General features: G+C 68.8%; 14 protein-coding genes. 9 read left to right on the forward strand and 5 right to left on the reverse strand.

Going from position 1 to position 13005, the window contains the following annotated elements; genetic code table 11:
• The first annotated feature begins 9 nt into the window (after nucleotides 1-9).
• Nucleotides 10-885 carry a carbon-nitrogen hydrolase family protein gene (locus tag GR168_RS03645; RefSeq protein WP_159370050.1) on the forward strand — a complete coding sequence of 292 codons (876 nt, stop codon included), beginning with the start codon at nucleotides 10-12 and terminating at the stop codon, nucleotides 883-885.
• Nucleotides 882-2066, forward strand: coding sequence for a DUF2993 domain-containing protein (locus GR168_RS03650; protein WP_058251264.1), 1185 nt, complete (start codon nucleotides 882-884; stop codon nucleotides 2064-2066). Before GR168_RS03645 ends, GR168_RS03650 begins: the two co-directional genes overlap by 4 nt.
• Before the next feature lie 7 nt (nucleotides 2067-2073).
• Here the strand turns inward: GR168_RS03650 and GR168_RS03655 are convergent, their stop codons facing one another.
• Nucleotides 2074-2697: a hypothetical protein gene (locus tag GR168_RS03655; protein WP_159370051.1), complete on the reverse strand. Its 624-nt coding sequence runs from the start codon at nucleotides 2695-2697 to the stop codon at nucleotides 2074-2076.
• 221 nt (nucleotides 2698-2918) lie between these two features.
• On the opposite strand from GR168_RS03655, the gene GR168_RS24140 reads away from it, so the two are divergent.
• On the forward strand, nucleotides 2919-3047 hold the full coding sequence (locus GR168_RS24140) for a hypothetical protein (RefSeq protein WP_264186680.1): 129 nt from the start codon (nucleotides 2919-2921) through the stop codon (nucleotides 3045-3047).
• Between the two features lie 516 nt (nucleotides 3048-3563).
• Here the strand turns inward: GR168_RS24140 and purU are convergent.
• Nucleotides 3564-4460: a formyltetrahydrofolate deformylase gene (gene purU, locus GR168_RS03660; protein WP_159370052.1), complete on the reverse strand. Its 897-nt coding sequence runs from the start codon at nucleotides 4458-4460 to the stop codon at nucleotides 3564-3566.
• A gap of 27 nt (nucleotides 4461-4487) precedes the next feature.
• On the opposite strand from purU, the gene deoC reads away from it, so the two are divergent.
• Nucleotides 4488-5165, forward strand: coding sequence for a deoxyribose-phosphate aldolase (gene deoC / locus GR168_RS03665; protein WP_175401153.1), 678 nt, complete (start codon nucleotides 4488-4490; stop codon nucleotides 5163-5165).
• A 33-nt stretch (nucleotides 5166-5198) separates the two neighbouring features.
• Here deoC and GR168_RS03670 read toward each other — a convergent pair whose 3' ends face one another.
• Both GR168_RS03670 and GR168_RS03675 read right to left on the reverse strand, forming a co-directional pair.
• Nucleotides 5199-6176: an NAD(P)/FAD-dependent oxidoreductase gene (locus GR168_RS03670; protein WP_065631523.1), complete on the reverse strand. Its 978-nt coding sequence runs from the start codon at nucleotides 6174-6176 to the stop codon at nucleotides 5199-5201.
• Complete coding sequence (locus GR168_RS03675; RefSeq protein ID WP_065631522.1) at nucleotides 6173-7066, reverse strand: class I SAM-dependent methyltransferase; 894 nt, start codon at nucleotides 7064-7066, stop codon at nucleotides 6173-6175. Before GR168_RS03675 ends, GR168_RS03670 begins: the two co-directional genes overlap by 4 nt.
• Before the next feature lie 47 nt (nucleotides 7067-7113).
• Between GR168_RS03675 and GR168_RS03680 the strand changes: the two genes are divergently transcribed.
• Together GR168_RS03680 and GR168_RS03685 are read left to right on the forward strand one after the other, a co-directional pair.
• A complete protein-coding gene (locus tag GR168_RS03680; RefSeq protein ID WP_065631521.1) occupies nucleotides 7114-7716 on the forward strand; it encodes an XRE family transcriptional regulator in 603 nt (200 codons plus the stop codon).
• A 63-nt stretch (nucleotides 7717-7779) separates the two neighbouring features.
• Complete coding sequence (locus GR168_RS03685; protein ID WP_065631520.1) at nucleotides 7780-9036, forward strand: Ig-like domain-containing protein; 1257 nt, start codon at nucleotides 7780-7782, stop codon at nucleotides 9034-9036.
• A gap of 3 nt (nucleotides 9037-9039) precedes the next feature.
• Here GR168_RS03685 and GR168_RS03690 read toward each other — a convergent pair whose 3' ends face one another.
• Nucleotides 9040-9804 (reverse strand): SDR family NAD(P)-dependent oxidoreductase, encoded by a 765-nt coding sequence (locus tag GR168_RS03690; protein ID WP_159370053.1) that lies wholly within the window; start codon nucleotides 9802-9804, stop codon nucleotides 9040-9042.
• A 38-nt stretch (nucleotides 9805-9842) separates the two neighbouring features.
• On the opposite strand from GR168_RS03690, the gene GR168_RS03695 reads away from it, so the two are divergent.
• The 3 genes from GR168_RS03695 to GR168_RS03705 are packed head-to-tail and all read left to right on the forward strand — an operon-like array spanning nucleotide 9843 to nucleotide 12958.
• Nucleotides 9843-10970, forward strand: coding sequence for an ROK family transcriptional regulator (locus GR168_RS03695; RefSeq protein WP_159370054.1), 1128 nt, complete (start codon nucleotides 9843-9845; stop codon nucleotides 10968-10970).
• 58 nt (nucleotides 10971-11028) lie between these two features.
• Nucleotides 11029-11838 carry a transglutaminase-like domain-containing protein gene (locus tag GR168_RS03700; RefSeq protein WP_065631517.1) on the forward strand — a complete coding sequence of 270 codons (810 nt, stop codon included), beginning with the start codon at nucleotides 11029-11031 and terminating at the stop codon, nucleotides 11836-11838.
• 4 nt (nucleotides 11839-11842) lie between these two features.
• Nucleotides 11843-12958 carry a putative zinc-binding metallopeptidase gene (locus tag GR168_RS03705; protein WP_159370055.1) on the forward strand — a complete coding sequence of 372 codons (1116 nt, stop codon included), beginning with the start codon at nucleotides 11843-11845 and terminating at the stop codon, nucleotides 12956-12958.
• The last annotated feature ends 47 nt before the right edge of the window (nucleotides 12959-13005 follow it).

Raw genomic sequence — 13005 nt, forward strand, 5'->3', positions numbered from 1 at the left:
GTGGCCGTCATGCGTGTCGCGATGGCCCAGATCAGTTCGACCGACGACCCCACCGCCAACCTCGAGACGGTGCGTGCGGCCACCGCCGACGCGGCGTCACGCGGCGCCGAGCTCGTCGTCTTCCCCGAGGCCACGATGTGCCGGTTCGGGGTGCCGCTGAAGCCGGTCGCCGAGGATCTCGACGGTCCGTGGGCGCGCGGGGTGTCCGAAGTCGCCGCGGCGTCGGACGTCACGGTGGTGGCCGGGATGTTCACACCCGCCGGCGACGGCCGGGTCCGCAACACCGTCGTCGTAGCACACCCGGACGGGACACGCCGCGGGTACCACAAGATCCATCTCTACGACGCCTTCGGATTCACCGAGTCGAAGAATGTGGCCGCCGGAGCGGAGCCGCTGACCTTCGCGGTCGGCGACGTCACCGTCGGCGTGGCCACCTGCTACGACATCCGATTCCCCGCCTTGTTCACCCACCTCGCACGGAGGGGCGCCCAGGTGATCGTGGTACCCACGTCGTGGGGTTCCGGACCGGGCAAACTCCGTCAGTGGGAGGTGCTGGCCTCGGCCCGAGCGCTGGACTCGACGACCTTCGTCGTGGCCGTCGACCAGGCGTTTCCCACCGACGACGCGGCCGCGTCGTCGAGCGCGCCGACCGGAATCGGACACAGCCAAATCACAGACCCATTCGGTACGTTGGTCGCCGCGTATCCGGATAGCATCCGGGTGGACGTGCACGACCTCGACCTAGCACTGGTCGACCAAGCCCGTACGCAACTGGCAGTCCTCGCCAACGAGCGCCCACTGCCGGTCGGCGGCGAGACGGACAACGACGTGACGCCGGCCCACACGCGGCTCCGCGAGTCAGACGACCCAGGACGGAACCCATGAGCGACAGCAACACGCCCCGCCCCGATTCCTCATCCGGGGACCCCGCCGACGCAACCGGCAAGCACGATCCGAACACGAACAACCCCGGCGATCCCGATCCCGCGACCGGTGAGCCGACCTCGACGGGCCAGGGCGGCGAATGGCGTCCGGTGTCCGGCACCGAACAGGGCGAGCCGCCCGCCACTGAGCAGTTCGCGACCGAACCGATCGTCCCGGGAGCGCAGGCCTACTCGGCCATCCCGCCGTCCGATGCCGACACCGGTGCCATCGGCGGTGCCAAGCCCCCCACCTCGCAGTTCGCGCCCGGCGAGGACCCGTACGGGCCTGGGACGACCGCCTCGGGACCGATTCCGCCGGGATCGCCCGACGGCACCGGTAGCGGGCCGGTCCTCACCTCCCCGCGCAAGAAGCGGAGCACCCGCAAGATCGTCGCCTTCAGCGTCGTCGGTGTGCTGCTCCTCGCGGTCATCGCCGCGGTCGGCAGCGAGCTGTACCTGCGCAACAAGGTCACCAACTGTCTCGAGGAATCCTTCAGCGGACTGACCGGCGTGCCGACCGAGGTGTCGCTCAGCCGTAAGCCGATCCTCCTGCAGGGCAGCGGCGACATCCCGTTCGTACAGGTCGACACCGATGACAGCGCCGGGGGCGTCCGTCTGCACATGCGTGCCGACGGCATCTCGGGCACCGAGAACTCCACCGACATCCAGAGTCTCGACGGCACGGGTTTCATCCCCTACGAGCGGATCGTCGAACTCAGCAAGGAGCAGGCCGGGGCATCCGGTCAGAGCACCGGCACCCCGACCGGTGGCGTCGGCGCGGTCGAGCAGATCACCGGCAATGCGGCCGACGGCACCTTCGAGGTGCAGGCCGCCTTCCCGGTCATGGTCTTCCAGGTGCCGGTGTCGGCGACCATCAAACCGGTGCTGAACGACGGCCGGGTCGACTTCGAGGTCGTGAAGGCCAGCGCCCTGGTCTTCGGCATCCCGCCGGACTTCGCGCAGCAGATCGTCGACCAGATCACGACGTCGTCGCTCGGCCCGTTCTTCGACGAGGTGCAGGTCGACTCGCTCGAGGTGACCGACAGCGGACTCGAGTTCGCCATCAGCGGTTCGGACGTGCAGCTGACCAGTGAGATGACCGGCACCTCGTCGCAGAGCCAGTCGGGCGGTTGCTCGGTCTGACCGGGACTCAGACCGCCGGCGGCGGGTCGACGGTCAGGAACCAGACCGTCGGACCGTCGGTCAGCGTGAACTCTCCGTAGACCCGGCCGCCCCACTTCCGTGCGTACACGTCGACCATGTGGGCGTCGGCCGTGCTGGCGGTGACCGGCGACCCCGCGCCGAGGGCCTCTTGCAGGACGGGTTCGAGCATTGCCGCGAGAGTGCCGTTCCTTCGATGGGCCGGGTGGACGAGGGCGAACACGATGCTGTGCGCGGTATCAATCGTGAGCGCGCGCGATTTCTCCTGGAGTTCGCGGAATCGTGGAATCAAACCATCGAGGGCGGTCATGAAATGGCGTGTACGGTTCGCGAGTTCGTCGTCGACCGGTTGGGTCCGATGATCGGGGCCCGCCACCGCGATCAGTCCGGTCAATTCCCCGGTGGTGGCGAACAGACCCCGCAGGCCCGGCAGCAGATCGGTGAAGAGGACGTCGCCGTACCACCGGAACACTTCGGGCGGGGAGTTCTCGCCCAGAAGCCATCGATAGACCGGGACCTCCTGCATTCCCGCCGCGAGAAGGTCGAGTGCGAGCGGGCGGTCGGCGGCCGTCAACGACCGTGATCCGGTCCCGGTCGCGTGAATGCTGACCATTGATCAATGCCACCATGAAATCCCCGCGAATGTTCCCGGTCGGGTGAATTCCGCGCGAGATTCATGTGGTGTTTAGAACGGCATTTGAGAACCCAAACCAAGAATTATTCATATCGCAGGACGATTCCGTGATCGGTCTGTAACGTCGCCCCCGAGTCGTGTGACCAGGTGAGACGCGCGACCGGCACTCAGGCATCTCACCATCATCAGAGGAGGCGGATATGGCAGGCATAGTCGAGGGCGGTCTCGCGGGTGCGATCGGAGGTGCCGTCGAGGCGATCATCGGCGGGCTCGGTGACGCGGGTTCGATCGGCGGCGGTTCGCTCGGTGGCAGCGATTCGGAGACCTGAATCGACCCGACTCACCACCGGTTCAGCAGTTGATGGCCCCGACGGCATCAACTGCTGAACTGTTTCTGGGCCGAGTCAAGATTCGACGCAGGCACCCGCACCTTGCATTTTCGATGCATTTCAAGGGTGTTCACATTCGATTTCCCATGATTTCAATTCGGGCAATGTTGCGCTTTCAGCTGGGATGACGCTGTTTTCGTGGGTCCGATTGTTGCGATATGCGAAGGCGGGTTTCGCTGATAGGGGAGACATTCCCGAAATGAATATGTAACGTCGGCGTCGAGCCGACGCACGGGTGAGAGCGGACGGTGATCGACGAACAATCTCACCGATGACGAAGGGAGCAGATATGTCTGACGCAATCGAGGGTGGCATCTCCGGCGCTATCGAGGAGATCATCGGCAACCTGGTCACCGGTTCGCTCGGTGGCGAGGAAGAGACCCCCGCCGGCTGAGTGCCCAGACTTTGCAACCGCCCCGCGACGGAAGTCGCGGGGCGGTTCGCTGTGTGGGGCCCTCAATTGAAGACGACGGTCTTGCGCCCGTGGACCAGTACCCGGTCCTCGAGATGCCAGCGCAGGCCTCGGCTGAGCACCAGCGTCTCGATGTCGCGACCCTGGCGGACCATGTCGGCGACCGAGTCGCTGTGGTCCACGCGGACCACGTCTTGTTCGATGATGGGTCCGGCGTCCAGGTCGGCGGTGACGTAGTGGCAGGTGGCTCCGATCAGCTTGACCCCGCGCGCGAAGGCCTGGTGGTAGGGCCGCGCACCAACGAAGCTGGGCAGGAAGCTGTGGTGGATGTTGATGGCCCGCCCGGCCCACGCATCGCACAGCTGAGGCGGCAGGATCTGCATGAAGCGCGCGAGCACCACGGCGTCGGGGTCATAACCCTCGACGATCCGCCCCAGCTCGCCGAAGGCCTCGGCCTTGCGCTCGCTCGCGAACGGCACATGGTGGAACGGGATGCCGAACCGAGTGGCCAGGTCTTCCAGTTCGCGGTGGTTGCCGACGACCGCCCGGATGGCCGCCGGCAGTTCTCCACGATGTGCACGTCCGAGCAGGTCGATGAGACAGTGGGTCTCCTTGCTCACCAGGAGGACCACGGACTTCGTCTCCCGCGAATCGGTGAGGCGCCAATCCGTTTCGGGTCCGAGTTCGGCGGCCACCTCCGATGCGAAGCGCACGCGAAGTTCGTCCGCGGTCGACGACACCGAATCCGCGCGGATGGCCTGGCGGGTGAAGAACCACCCGGTCTCCTCGTCGGAGTGATAGGCCGCCTCGGTGATCCAGCCCCCGACATCGGTGAGGAAGGTCGAGATCCGCGCCACGATGCCGGTGCGGTCGGGGCAGCCGAGCGTCAGCACGTAGCGGCGCTCGGTCTGGTCTGTCGGGATCGTCTGTGCGGGGGCCACGACAGTCAGTGTGCCAAGCTCGTCGGTGTGACGAACAAGGACCTGCGACGCCGCGACGTCGCCGCCATCATCGACCACACCTTGCTCAAACCCGAGGCGACCCGGGCCGACGCGGAGGCCACGGTCGCCGAGGCCGCACGACTCGGGGTGCTCGCCGTCTGCCTCTCGCCGTCGATGTTGCCGATCGACACCGGGGAACTGCGGACCTGTGTCGTGGCCGGGTTCCCGTCAGGGAAACATCACTCGCTGGTCAAGGCGGCCGAGGCGCGTCTGGCCGTCGACTCCGGGGCCGACGAGATCGACATGGTGATCGATGTGGGTGCGGCCGTCGACGGCCGGTTCGACGAGGTGTTCGCCGACGTCCTGACCGTCCGGGAGGCCGTCGGCGACGACACCCTCCTGAAGGTGATCATCGAATCGGCCGCGCTGTTGCAGTTCGCCGGGCCTGACACCGTCACCGAGGTGTGCCGCCGCGCCGAGCGGGCCGGTGCGTCGATGGTGAAGACGTCGACCGGGTTCCATCCGGCGGGCGGCGCGAGCGTCGAGGCGGTGCGACTGATGCGCGCCGCGGTGAGCGACCGGGTGGGAGTCAAGGCGAGCGGTGGCATTCGGACCGCCGAGGCGGCCGCTGAGCTCATCGCCGGGGGGGCGACCCGGCTCGGGCTGTCCGCGTCGGCCGCCGTGCTCGACGGATTCCCCGAGTAGGCGGCCGGCCGCGGATCTGCGGACCGGCATCGGTCACGCCAGGGCGGAGACCTTGGCGTCGAGGTCGGCCATGACCAGGCTGGCGTTGACCGCGGCACCGGCGGACACGCCCTCGCCCATGGCGACGGTCACCATCGCATGCACGGTGGTGGTGTTGCCCACTGCCCACACGCCCGGCAACGCGGTCTCGCCCATCGGGCCGGTCCCGACCAACCCGCCCATCGGGCCGTCGTCGAGGGTGCCGCCGAGTCGCTCGTAGAGGTCGCCGCGGACGATGAATCGCGGCGAGACGACCACCGCGTCGGCCTCGACCACGGTGCCGTCGGTCAGGAGCACGCCGTCGAGGTGGGCAGAACCGTTCTCCGCGCGCGTCCGGACGCGCTCGACGCGGGCGTCGACGATGTCGATGCCGACCGCGGCGAAGTGCGACCGGTCGTCGTCCGACAGGGCGTCGGGATCGTGCGCGACCACGGTCACCCGGTCGCTGAGCTGGCGGAACATCAGTGCCTGATGCGCCGACATCGGGCTCGTCGCGATCTGCACGATGCGTGTTCCGCGGACCTCGTAGCCGTGGCAGTACGGGCAGTGCAGCACATCGTGTCCCCACAACTCCGCGACGCCGGGGAGGTCGGGGAGTTCGTCGACCAGGCCGGTCGCCAGGATGAGGCGACGGGCCGCGACGACCTCGCCGGAGGACAGCCGCAGGGTGAAGTCGTCGACGGTGCCGGCCGCGTCGACGACTGTGCCGGAACGGATCTCGGCGCCGTATCCCGTCGCCTCCGCCCGGCCGCGGGCGAGTAGCTCCAGGGGTGCGATCCCGTCCTGCCCCAGCACATTGTGGGCGCCGGCCGCCGGTGCGTTGCGCGGTTGCCCCGCGTCGATGACCACGACCTTGCGCAGTGATCGCGCGAGGACGGTCGCGGCGCTGAGTCCGGCAGCTCCGCCGCCGACGATGGCCACGTCGTATTCGGTTGTGAGGGAGTCTTTCTGGGCGGATGAGGAGTTGGTCATCGTTGCTCGCTCTCGGGGGTGGGAATGGGGGAGGTGCGCGGCCGGGCGATCCAGAGGAGTCGTCCGGCGGCGAGGGTCAGGTCATCGAGACGATTCCGCGCGTCTGCCTCGGTCAAGTCGTCGAGCAGGGCGAGGTCGGCGGGATCGAGGGTGTCGGCCAAGCGATGCCGGAACTGGGCGAACCAGTGCCGGGCGTACCGCGCGACCGACTGGCTCGGGTCGCTGCGCCGGACGTGGACGGTCTCCGCGCGGAGTACCTCGTAGTCGACGTCGTGAAACGCGTCGGTCCAGTCCACGAGCGCCTCCCACCCGGCCCCGGCGGCCGCGGTCTGACAGCGGTCCTGCAGCCCGAGCAGTTCGGCGTCCTCGTGAGCAGGGACGAAACGCGGGACGCCCGCCATCTCGGTGATCACGACGATGCCGTCCGGTCCGAGCGAGGTGGCGGCCTCCCGCAACAGGCGCTGCGGATCGGCGACGTGATGCAGCGACATCGCCGCCCACACGACGTCGGGCGTTCCGAGCGGCGGCAGTCCGTCGTCGAGATCGGCGACGACGGCGGTCACCCGATCGTCGAAACCGCCCTCCCGTGCGCGTCGTTCGACGAGCGCGACCATGTCGGACGACCCGTCGACCGCCAGGATCGAGGCCTGTGGGAAGCGGCGGGCGAGCGCCTCGGTGCCGGTGCCGGTCCCCGCCCCGAGATCGGCGATGCGCGCGGGTACGCGCCCCAGGGTCTCCTCGACGAGACGGGAGGCGTCCTCGAGGTAGTCGGCCATGAGCTCGGCGTCGAGGTCGAGGACCGCGGCGAGCCGGGCGTGGTTGTGGTGGTCGGTGTGGTTCGCGTGCTCGTGATGTCCGCCGGTCGGATGGGGATGGTGCGTGCTGGTCATGACCTCACGGTAGCGCCGCCATGCCTGGATGGCATAGCATCTTGCCAATGACGCAAGAACTCGACGCGGTGGTCCGCCAGCGCATCCGCGGCCTCCGCATCGCCAGGGGCTGGACGCTCGACGCGCTCGCCGCCCGGTGCTATCTGTCGCCGTCCACACTGAGTCGGATCGAGACCGGGCATCGGCGGGTGGCGCTCGACCAGCTCGTGCCGATCGCCCGCGCGCTGGGCACGACCCTGGATCAGCTGGTCGAACCGGCGGACGACACCGATGTCGTGATCCGGCCCCAGCCGCACGAGGTGGAGGGCATGACGATGTGGCTGCTCTCGCGGGAGAATGCCCCACAGGGTGTCACCGTGGCGAAGATGCGGTTCGACCGCGAGCAACCCGTCGGTGACCTGCGCGTCCATCCGGGCTACGAATGGTTCACGGTGCTGTCGGGAACCGTGAGGCTGTGGCTGGGCGACCGCACGATCCTCGTGCCCGAGGGTGACGCCGCGGAATTCTCGACGATGATCCCGCACGCCATCTGCGCGTATCAGGGCCCGGCGGAGGTGCTGTCGATGATGGACCACGCCGGCGAGCGCGCGCACCTGCCGTCCGTGCGAACCGGACCCGCGGCGCGCGACGACGACGCCCCGGACGTCTGACCACCTGCCCCGCGGCCGCACACCACCGATGCGCGGCGGCGCATCGGTACTGTTGTTGCGGTGATGACTCCCCAGACCTCGGTGAACCGACGCTCCGTGCTCGCCGCGGCCGGGGTCGGAGCGCTCGGGGTCGCGGTGGCGGCCTGCTCCGGCTCCGGCCTCGGCCCCGGAGACGACACACCGGCCGACCCGCCGGTCACCCTGACCTTCACCCCGGCCCTCGATGCCGAGCCGGCCACCCCGACCGCCGAGTTCTCGGTCAAGGCGACCGACGGTTCCCTCAACCCCGACGTGAAGCTGACCAACCCGCGCGGCGTCGTGGTGAAGGGTCAGTTGTCAGAGGACCGCACGACCTACACGATCAGCGAGCCCCTCGGTTACGGCACCGAATACACCTGGAGCGGAACGGCGGTGGGTCTCGATCGCAAGGTCGTGCCGGTCGCCGGGACGTTCACCACGCTGCAGCCGTCGAGTCAGGTGAACGTCGTCGTCAACATCGGCGACGGTCAGGAGGTCGGCATAGCGGCGCCGATCATTCTGAAGTTCAACGGGACGGTCGAGGACAAGGAGGCCGTGGAGCGGGCGCTGACCGTCACCACCACACCACCCACCGAGGGGTCGTGGGCGTGGCTCGGCGAGGACAACGGCTCCCGCGTGCACTGGCGCCCCCGCGAGTACTACGCACCCGGCACGAAGGTCAGCATGACAGCCAAGCTGTACGGCCTCGACCACGGCGGCGGCGCGTACGGCGCGGCCGACGTGACCAGCGACTTCGCCATCGGGCGGGCCCAGGTGGTGAAGGCCGAGGAGTCCTCGCACCGGATCGTGGTGCTCCGCGACGGTGTCGAACTCATGGCGCTGCCGTGCAGCTACGGCGGCGGCGACCTCGACCGGAACGTCACGCGCTCGGGCATCCACGTGGTCACCGAGAAGTACGAAGAGTTCTTCATGAGCAACCCGGCCGCGGGTTACTTCAACATCCGGGAACGCTGGGCCGTGCGGATCTCCAACAACGGCGAGTTCATCCACGCGAACCCGGCGACCGTGAACGTGCAGGGATCGGCAAACGTCACCAACGGATGCATCAACCTGTCGGAGGCCGACGCCGAACGCTACTTCCGGGTCGCGGTCTACGGCGACCCGGTGGAGGTGACCGGGACGCGGATCGCGTTGTCGGAGGCCGACGGCGACATCTACGACTGGATCTACGACTGGGAGACCTGGCAGGGCATGTCGGCCATCAAAGGCGAGGTCCGCGAGACCTCGGTCCCGGCCACGCCCAGCGGGGCGCCCACCTCGAACGCCCCGGCCCCGCGCTAGCCGCTAGCCGGTCTTGATGTTCCGCCGGGCCGAGGCCTGATCGCGCGGCTTGAGGATGATCTGGTCCAGGTTCACGTGCGGCGGCCGGGACGCGACGAACCCGATGACCTCGGCCACGTCCTCGGCGACGAGCGGGGTCAGGCCCTCATAGACCTTGTCGGCGCGTTCCTGGTCGCCCTCGAAGCGGACGAGGGAGAAGTCGGTCTCGACCATGCCCGGCGCGATCTCGGTGAGCCGGACCGGCTTCCCGAGGAGTTCATAGCGCAGGGTCCGGTGGGTGACACCCTGCGCGTGCTTCGCCGAGGTGTACCCGGCGCCGTTGTCGTAGGCCTCGAACGCCGCGATCGAGGTGACGGAGACGATCAGGCCGTCACCCGACGCGATGAGCGCGGGAAGCAACGCCTTGGTGACCCGCAGGCTCCCCAGCACGTTGGTCTCCCACATCCAGCGCCAGTCGTCGAGGTCGGCGGTTGACACCGGGTCGAGACCCTTGGCGCCACCGGCGTTGTTCACCAGCACGTGCACCGTGTCGAGGCCGTCGACGAAGGCGGCCACGGACTGCTCGTCGGTGACGTCGAGTTGCCTTCCGGTGCCGCCGATCTCGTCGGCCAGTGCGGTCACCCGATCGATCCGGCGCGCCCCCAGCATCACGTGGAAGCCCTGCGAGGCGAGCTGACGCGCGGTGGCCGCGCCGATCCCCGAACTGGCGCCGGTGACCACGGCGATCGGTCGGTTGTCCGTCGACTGGGAGGCGGTGTCGGTGCTCATGGGCTCAACCTTACGGACCGCGCTGCTACATTCGTCGCATGAGTGGGGGAGTGATCCCGGCGGCGCTGCAACTGACCTCCACCCCGGCGGCGGCGGTACTGCATGCGATCCGGGTCGGCGGACCGGTGACGCGGGATCAGCTCGCCGCGACGACGGGTCTGTCGCCGGCCACCATCAACCGTCAGGTGCACGCGCTGGCCGCTCACGGTCTGGTCGTCGAACGCCCCGATCTCGCCGGGCCGAAAGCGATTGGCCGGCCCAAGAATCCGCTGACCATCGACCGCGACTCGCTGTGCGTCGCGGGTATGCACATCGGCGCCCGCCGGACCGTGCTCGTCATCGCCGACCTCGGCGGCCGCACACTGCACAGTCACGCCGTGCTGACGCCGACCGGCGATCAGGAGGACGCGCTCGCGCACCTCAGCGGACTGCTCGCCGAACTCGCCGCCCGGTTCAGCGGGCGGCGGGTGCTGTGGGGAGGTGTCGCGGTCGGTGGCGCGGTCGATGCCGAGACCGGGGTGGTGAACCACCGGGTCCTGGGCTGGCATCAACTCGCCGTGGGCGCAACACTTGCCGGGAGCCTCGACACGCCGGTGTCGGTCTGTGAGCACGTCGAGGCGATGGCGGCCGCCGAGTTGCTCCTGTCGCATCCGCGCGACGACGGGGGTTCCGGGCTGTTCTTCTACGCCCGCGAAACGGCCGGGATGGCAATGACTCTCGACGGCCGCGTGCACGTACCGGAGCGTGGCGCGGGCACCATCGCGCATCTGCCGGTCACGGCTCCGGTGCTCGCCCCCGGGCTCACCCGGGGCCGGTTGCAGAACGTCATCGGCAACGACGCCGCGGAGGTCGCGGCGCGTCGGCTGAGGATCAGCCCCACGGCCGCTCGGATCGCCGACGAGCGGGCCCGGGTGCTGGGAGAGTCGGTCGCGCTCATCCGGGATGTGATCAACCCCGATGCCATCGTCGTGGCCGGCGACGCGTTCGCCGCACACCCGCACGGGCTCGCGCCGGTGCAGGCGGCCTTCGACGAGGCGACCACGCTGACCTGGCCGCTGGAGATCGCGCCGTCGAGATTCGGTGTGCGCGTGCAGGAGAGCGCGGCGGTCGTGGTGGCGCTCAGCGTCATCTACGCGGATCCGATCGCGGCGATGGCGACGCTGTAGACAGGCCGTCGGCCCGCCTGCCTCTGCCGTCGTCGCACGCATCCCCTACGGTGTGTCCATGACGCTGCCCCGCGATGTATCCGCACGGCTCGAGGTGCGGGTCGACGACCCCACCGAACTGGAGATGCAGATCACCGTAGCCCGACTGCCCGGCCTCCAGTTGGAAGAAGAACTCGAGGTCGAATTCGACGGACAGTCGGTGACGCCCGAGGAGATCATCGGGCCGCACGGTTCCCGGATCCATCGGCTGCAGCTCGAGCGGGGTCTGCTGACCATCGACTACCGGGCGTCGGTCCTCACGCCCGCCGATCCGCTGCCCGTCGACATCACCGACCGCTCGACGTACCTGCGGCCCAGCAGATATGCCGAGTGCGACAAGTTCTTCGGCTTCGCCGCGGGTCAGTTCGACGCATCGCTGCCCGACGGGGAGATCCTGAACCAGGTCGCCGCATACGTCTCGGACCGCCTCAGCTACATCCCCGGGACTTCCGACCCCATCGACGGCGCCGCCGACACCCTGCTCGCCGGTGCCGGGGTCTGCCGCGACTACGCGCATCTCGTCGTCGCGCTGCTGCGGGCCCTGAACATCCCGGCCCGCCTCGTCGCGGTGTACGCCCCAGGGTGTTCGCCGATGGATTTCCACGCCGTCGCCGAGGCGATCGTCGACGGTGAGTGGGTGGTGGTCGACGCGACCGGGCTCGCCCCACGTCAGAGCCTCGTGCGGATCTCGACCGGCCGCGATGCCGCCGACACCGCGTTCCTCGACAACCATCGCGGGTCGATCAACCTCAACTCCTACGAGGTGACGGCGACGGTGCGCGGCGAGCTTCCGATCGACGACGGGAATGCGCGCGTCCGGATAGGGTGAGCGCGTGCATGCGCTCACCTGTCCGGTCTGCAATGCGTTGTCGGGCTTCGATCGTCAGACCTGCCCGAACTGTGCGACGACCATGGGCGTGCACCTGCCGTCGCGGTCGCTGTACGCGGTCGGCGAGGAGGGGGTCGAGATCGGCGGTGCCCTGTGGGTGTGGTGTGCGAATCGGGATCGGACGCAATGCAACTGGCTGACGCTCGCCGAGGTCACCGAGGGCAGCATCGGCCTGCGGGGTCGGTGTTTCCCCGAGTCGCTGATCCGGCGTCAGCCCGACGCCGAGGACACCATCGCGCTCGAGAAGCTCGCGCCGGCCTCGTTCGATCTGCGGCTGCTGGTGTACCAACTCGTCGATCTGGGTCTGCCGGTGGAGCCGTTCTGGCGCACCGAGGGCGGCTTGGCCTTCGACCTGTTGTCGAGTCAGACCCTCGGCCGGCCGGTGATGATCGGGCACGCGGGCGGGGTGGTGACCATCGACCTCGCCGAGACCCAGGACGCCTATCGGGAGCGCCTCCGGGTCGACCTCGGCGAGCAGTACCGCACCATGCTCGGTCACTTCCGCCACGAGACCGGGCACTACTACGAACACGTCCTCGTCGAGACCGGCCCGGGCGCGGAACGCTACCTCGACCGGTGTCGGGACCTGTTCGGCGACGAACGCGCGAGCTACGCCGACGCGATCAACCGCCACTATCGGTTCGGGGCACCGGAGAACTGGCGCGAGTCGTACATCTCCGAGTACGCCACGATGCATCCGTGGGAGGACTTCGCCGAGTGCTTCGCGCACTACCTGCACATCACCGGGACCATCGACACCGCCCGGGAATCCGGGCTGAATCTCGACGCGCAGCAGGTCCGGTTCACCATGGACCGTGACATCGTGCCGCTCCGGTCGTACGCCGACGAGCCGATCGAACGGCTGCTCTACGACTGGAAGTGGTTGTCGCTCATGCTGAACCGGGTGAACGTCGCGATGGGGCGCCGCCCGCTCTATCCGTTCACCATCCCCGAGCCCGTCGTGCGCAAGCTCGGCTTCGTGCACGAGGTGATCCGGGAGAGCGCCCGGCGGGCGGTGACGACGGACCCGCTCGTCGTCGCACCCGCCCAGCCGGCCTAGTGGTGCGTCTCGGAAATAGGCGACTGGTCTCCGGCGCTCGATCGGCG

Origin of the sequence: Gordonia sp. JH63 (assembly GCF_009856645.1) — a bacterium.
Classification (GTDB): Bacteria; Actinomycetota; Actinomycetes; order Mycobacteriales; family Mycobacteriaceae; genus Gordonia; species Gordonia hongkongensis.

Excerpts from the sequence above, each read along its gene's own strand:
- GR168_RS03655 (WP_159370051.1), bottom strand. The coding sequence starts at position 2,697 with ATGGTCAGCATTCACGCGACCGGGACCGGATCACGGTCGTTGACGGCC.
- GR168_RS03645 (WP_159370050.1), top strand. The coding sequence starts at position 10 with ATGCGTGTCGCGATGGCCCAGATCAGTTCGACCGACGACCCCACCGCC.
- GR168_RS03670 (WP_065631523.1), bottom strand. The coding sequence starts at position 6,176 with ATGACCAACTCCTCATCCGCCCAGAAAGACTCCCTCACAACCGAATAC.
- GR168_RS03700 (WP_065631517.1), top strand. The coding sequence starts at position 11,029 with ATGACGCTGCCCCGCGATGTATCCGCACGGCTCGAGGTGCGGGTCGAC.
- GR168_RS03675 (WP_065631522.1), bottom strand. The coding sequence starts at position 7,066 with ATGACCAGCACGCACCATCCCCATCCGACCGGCGGACATCACGAGCAC.
- GR168_RS03695 (WP_159370054.1), top strand. The coding sequence starts at position 9,843 with ATGAGTGGGGGAGTGATCCCGGCGGCGCTGCAACTGACCTCCACCCCG.
- GR168_RS03690 (WP_159370053.1), bottom strand. The coding sequence starts at position 9,804 with ATGAGCACCGACACCGCCTCCCAGTCGACGGACAACCGACCGATCGCC.
- GR168_RS03685 (WP_065631520.1), top strand. The coding sequence starts at position 7,780 with ATGACTCCCCAGACCTCGGTGAACCGACGCTCCGTGCTCGCCGCGGCC.
- GR168_RS24140 (WP_264186680.1), top strand. The coding sequence starts at position 2,919 with ATGGCAGGCATAGTCGAGGGCGGTCTCGCGGGTGCGATCGGAGGTGCC.
- GR168_RS03680 (WP_065631521.1), top strand. The coding sequence starts at position 7,114 with ATGACGCAAGAACTCGACGCGGTGGTCCGCCAGCGCATCCGCGGCCTC.
- GR168_RS03650 (WP_058251264.1), top strand. The coding sequence starts at position 882 with ATGAGCGACAGCAACACGCCCCGCCCCGATTCCTCATCCGGGGACCCC.